A 4,457-nucleotide genomic window follows, 5' to 3' on the forward strand; every position below is an offset into this window, starting at 1 on the left:
GAATGCGCCGTGGACCCGCAGGGTCCGAGACGCGCCCGCACCCGAGCAACTCGCAACGGCCACTTCGCGGCAGCTGCCAGCGGCGCAGCGCAGCGGAGCCAGCCTGAACCTTGGCCACGAACACCGCCGCAGGCAGCAAACCGACAGCCGCCCCGCCCCCTCCCTCCCGCTGCTGGCGTTCTGGGTCCGGAGGGCCCGAGGCGAAGCTGGTAGTCGACCGAGCCGAATGCCGCCCCGCGCGGCAGCACTCCAGGGGCCCTTCCCATCCGGCTTCATCTCACCGGCGGGGCTTTGGGCCCGGAGGGTCCGAGGCGGAAGTCGCACCCCGGCCGGGTGCAATACCGCCCTACCCGACCACCCCCGCGCTTTGTGAGACTCGCGTGGTTATACGGGTTTGGGGTCGGGCTCGTTCTCCTCGTCGTCCGGTTCATCGAGTACGGGCAGCCGGGCTCCACGGCTGTCCGCTACGCGCAACGCGTCGTGCAGGGACTCGGACAACCTCGTTCCGAGAAAGCGGAGTTCGATGGATGACGTGCGTTCGTTCTTGAGCATGTCCCTTGCGAAAGTGAGGAGTTGAACCCCCGTGGAGAGCTGTTCGGCCTCGATTCTGTCGGCGAGCTGCGAAACGCGGCCGGTGCCGCTGTGCGACTTGAGGTAGCAGGGATTCCCCCGTTCGTCCGACCACGGGAGCAGCCGCAGGGTGCCGTTCATCGCGCGACCACCAGGGCGCTGCGCGCGCTGCGCAGGTACGGAGGCGGGGGCGTAGGGGAGGCGGAAGGGTGGGCGATACCGTGGTGCATGTCGTCAACTCCGTGTGATTGATGGCCATGCCCCCGGGCCGTTGCCGCGGTCGCGGGGGTCTCTCTCGTACATGACATTCGAATACCGCGAGATTCCGCCCCGGATGTCGGAACGGTGTGGTAACACCTTTACTGAAAGCGCGCGTTGCGCGCACGCTCGGCACGTCACCAAATGGGCTGCGTGGACACCGAGTTAAGCGAAGAAAGGTTCGACTCATGGAGTTGAACGACGAAAATGGCAAGCTCAGTCCGCGAGTCAGGCTGGGGCGGCGGCTGCGACGGCTGCGGGAGCGGAAAGGGCTGTCGCTGCGGCAGCTATCCGATGAGGTGGGCGGGTACTCGCACAGCTACCTCGGCCGAGTGGAGCTGGGGGAACAGCTTCCCTCGGAAGCGCTCGTGAACACGTTGGACGAGTTCTTCGACACGGACGGAGTGCTGGCTGAACTGTTGGAATTGGCGCATGACGCCCTGATTCCGGACTTCAGTCGGAAGGTTCTGAGCCTGGAGCCGGAAGCTAAGCGAATTCAGGTGTTCACCAGCACCCTCGTGCCAGCGTTGTTGCAGACCCGCGAGTACATGCGGGAATTGTTCTGCAAGTACTACCTGACGGAGTTCGATGCCCAGATCGACGAGCGGGTGATTACCCGGCTGCGACGGCAGAGAATCCTTGAGCGGGAGAATCCACCTTATTATTGGGGGATCATGGATGAAGCCGCACTTAAGCGACCAATCGGTGGTACAAGGTGCATGGCCGAGCAACTCAAGCATTTGACGCAGGTCGCCGCCCGGCGCCACATCACGGTGCAGGTGTTGCCGTTCACCGCAGGTGCGTACCCTCTTGCGGGCGGGAGTCTCACCCTGCACACGCTGCCGAACGGAGGGAACATTACCGCAATCGAGAGCTTCGACTCCGGCGAATCGTCAGAGGCTCCGAAGAGGGTACTGGAGCTGGTGCGAAGGTTTGACTTTGTGCGCTCAGTGGCCCTCACTGGTGAGGAATCTCTCGACCTGATTCGTAGATACCTGAAGGAGTACGAAGGTGAAGCGGTTTCCTGATGCATCGGCTCTGACTGCTTGGCGTAAGTCGAGTTACAGTGAGAGCACGTCAGGCGGTTGCGTCGAGGTATCGGACGGCCACCCCGCCGGCGTCCCCGTCCGTGACTCCAAAGACCCCCACGGCCCAGCCATCATCTTCGAAGCGCCCGCCTGGTCGTCCTTCGTAGCCGCCGTCAAGGGCAACGGCGGCAGCTTTTCCGGTTGAGCGCCGACCGGGCCTCGTACCGACCCCATGTCCGTACGAGGTACGAGGCCCCGTCGCGCCACGCTCCGCTACATCAAACCGGCCGCAACCACACCGTAGCCAACGGCGGAAGCACTGGCAGGATGCTCGTCCGGTGGCCGTGCGCCGCTACCGATTCCGCCTTCAGCGGGTCGGCGTTCGTCACGCCGCTGCCGCCATACCGGGCGGCATCCGTGTTGAGGATCTCGTGCCAGACGGTGAAGCCCTTCGGGACGCCCAGCCGGTACTCGTGCCGGACCACCGGCGAGAAGTTGGAGACGGCCAGCAGCGGGTCCCCCGACGCGTCGTAGCGGAGGAAGGCGAAGACGTTGTCCTCGCTGGCCTCGCCGTCGATCCAGGCGAAGCCCTCCGGGTCGGTGTCGCGTTGCCAGAGGGCGGCCGTCGCCGCGTACGTACGGTTGAGGTCGCGGACGAGGTCGCGTACGCCCCGGTGGTCGGGTTCGGCGGAGTAGGAGGGATCCAGCAGCCACCAGTCGGGGCCGTGGCCCTCGGACCACTCCGCGCCCTGCGCGAACTCCTGGCCCATGAAGAGAAGTTGCTTGCCCGGGTGAGCCCACATGAAGCCCAAGTATGCGCGGTGGTTGGCTCGTTGCTGCCACCAGTCGCCGGGCATCTTCCCCGCCAGGGAGCGTTTGCCGTGCACGACCTCGTCGTGGGAGATCGGCAGGACGTAGTTCTCGCTGTACGCGTAGACCATCGAGAACGTCATCTCGTGGTGGTGGTACTTGCGGTGCACCGGCTCCTTGGATACGTACTCCAGCGAGTCGTGCATCCACCCCATGTTCCACTTCAGGCCGAAGCCGAGCCCGCCGAAACCGCTGGGGCCCACGTGATGGGTGGCGCGCGTGACGCCGTCCCAGGCGGTGGACTCCTCCGCCACCGTGACGACGCCGGGGCAGCGGCGGTAGACCGTCGCGTTCATCTCCTGGAGGAACGCGACGGCGTCCAGGTTCTCCCGGCCCCCATTGGCGTTCGGAGACCACTCGCCGGGCTCGCGCGAGTAGTCGAGGTAGAGCATCGAGGCGACGGCGTCCACGCGCAGGCCGTCGATGTGGAACTCCTCGCACCAGTACACGGCGTTGGCCACGAGGAAGTTACGGACCTCCTTGCGGCCGTAGTCGAACTCCAGGGTTCCCCAGTCGGGGTGCGCGGCCCGCGCCGGGTCCTCGTGCTCGTACAGCGTGCGGCCGTCGAACTCGGCCAGCGCCCAGTCGTCCTTGGGGAAGTGCGCCGGCACCCAGTCCACGAGGACGCCGATGCCGGCCCGGTGCAGGGCGTCCACCAGGAACTTGAAGTCGTCGGGCGTGCCGAGCCGCGCCGTCGGCGCGTAGAAGCCCGTGACCTGGTAGCCCCACGAGCCGCCGAAGGGGTGCTCCGCCACCGGCATCAGCTCCACGTGCGTGAAGCCCAAGTCGGCCACGTAGGCAGGTAGTTGTTCTGCTAGTTGGCGGTATGTCAGGCCCGGCCGCCAGGACGCGAGGTGAAGTTCGTACACCGAGAACGGGTTCTCGTGCACGGGATGGTTCGCGCGGTGGATCAGCCATGCCTCGTCCCGCCACGTGTGGTGCGAGGCGTGCACGATGGACGCGTTGGCCGGCGGGGTCTCCGTCCGACGGGCCATCGGGTCCGCGCGCAGGGTGCGCGAGCCGTCCGGGCGCGTGATCTCGAACTTGTACAGCGCGCCCTCGCCGACGCCCGGCAGGAACAGCTCCCAGACGCCGGTGCCGCCGAGCGAGCGCATGGGGGAGGCGGTGCCGTCCCAGTAGGTGAAATCGCCGACGACTCGCGCGCCCCGCGCATTCGGGGCCCATACGGTGAACCGCGTGCCGGTGACGTTCTGCCAGGTCATCGGCTGCGCGCCGAGTGCATGCCACAGTTCCTCGTGGCGGCCCTCGCCGAGCAGATGCAGATCGAGTTCGCCGAGCGCGGGCAGGAAGCGGTACGGGTCGTGGACCTCGATCTCGTTATCCTCATACGTGACCAGGAGGCGGTAGTCGGGGATGTCGCGCAGCGGCAGCAGCCCCGCGAACAGCCCGTCGCCCTCGGGGATCAGGTCCGCCCGCAGGCCCCTCGCGGTGACGGCCACATTGCGCGCGTACGGGCGCAGCACCCGGAAGGCGACACCCCCGCGCACGTGGTGCGCGCCCAGCAGCGCGTGCGGATCATGGTGCGCGCCGTCGAGCAGTCGTCGGCGCTCCTCGGGGTCGAGCGGGGGAGCGGTACGTACGCCACGGCCGTTGCCGGCAGTGGCCGTGGGAGCGGGGGGCTGGACCGCGGGCTCCGCAGGCACCGCGGGCTCCGCCTCCGCCGCCTCCTCCGCCCGCGGGGCGCGCGGCGTCGGCGGTGCGGTGTCCGCC

At 67.4% G+C, this 4,457-nt stretch carries 4 protein-coding genes; 2 read left to right on the forward strand and 2 right to left on the reverse strand.

Annotated features, from left to right (window positions below):
* Window positions 1-384: 384 nt before the first annotated feature.
* Window positions 385-711 (reverse strand): hypothetical protein, encoded by a 327-nt coding sequence (locus tag ACFU99_RS34480; RefSeq protein WP_384399774.1) that lies wholly within the window; start codon window positions 709-711, stop codon window positions 385-387.
* Window positions 712-1,016: 305 nt separating this feature from the next.
* Here ACFU99_RS34480 and ACFU99_RS34485 point away from each other — a divergent pair, with 305 nt between their 5' ends.
* Together ACFU99_RS34485 and ACFU99_RS34490 are read left to right on the forward strand one after the other, a co-directional pair.
* Window positions 1,017-1,856, forward strand: a complete 840-nt coding sequence (locus ACFU99_RS34485; RefSeq protein ID WP_384399777.1) for a DUF5753 domain-containing protein — start codon at window positions 1,017-1,019, stop codon at window positions 1,854-1,856.
* Window positions 1,840-2,061, forward strand: coding sequence for a DUF397 domain-containing protein (locus tag ACFU99_RS34490; RefSeq protein WP_384399780.1), 222 nt, complete (start codon window positions 1,840-1,842; stop codon window positions 2,059-2,061). The genes ACFU99_RS34485 and ACFU99_RS34490 overlap by 17 nt, the downstream gene beginning before the upstream one ends.
* 73 nt (window positions 2,062-2,134) lie before the next feature.
* Here ACFU99_RS34490 and glgB read toward each other — a convergent pair.
* A partial coding sequence (gene glgB / locus ACFU99_RS34495) for a 1,4-alpha-glucan branching enzyme (protein ID WP_384399783.1) occupies window positions 2,135-4,457 on the reverse strand: 2,323 nt, incomplete at its 5' end.

It is taken from the genome of Streptomyces sp. NPDC057654, assembly GCF_042800135.1.
Classification (GTDB): domain Bacteria; phylum Actinomycetota; class Actinomycetes; order Streptomycetales; family Streptomycetaceae; genus Streptomyces.